General features: G+C 76.4%; 1 protein-coding gene. It reads left to right on the top strand.

From position 1 onward, the window contains the following. On the top strand, window positions 1-251 hold a 251-nt coding region (locus tag CVH10_RS21550), incomplete at its 5' end, for an amidase family protein (protein WP_369335954.1). Between the last annotated feature and the right edge of the window lie 12 nt (window positions 252-263).

The raw sequence follows: 263 nt of genomic DNA, 5'->3' as shown, positions 1-263 counted from the left end.
GCCCCACCACGCCGGTGACGGCCTGGCCGCTCGATCAGCTCGGCCCGCCGGTCATCGGTGGCCGCCCCGCCGGGCCGCGCGGGCACGCGGCCTTCACGCCGCTCTTCAACTACTGCGGCGTGCCGGCGTGCTCGGTACCCGCGGGCACGGTGCGCGGGTTGCCGGTCGGGCTGCAGGTCGTGGCGCCGCGCTATGAAGACGCGCGCGTGCTGCAGTGCGCGCGCGGCATCGAAGCCATCGACGACGCGTGAACCGCCGGTGCG

The organism is Halomonas sp. ND22Bw, from assembly GCF_003011945.1.
Taxonomy (GTDB): domain Bacteria; phylum Pseudomonadota; class Gammaproteobacteria; order Pseudomonadales; family Halomonadaceae; genus Halomonas; species Halomonas halophila.
The sequence above is the reverse complement of the archived record's forward strand: the minus strand, read 5'-3'. Positions and strand labels throughout refer to the sequence as shown.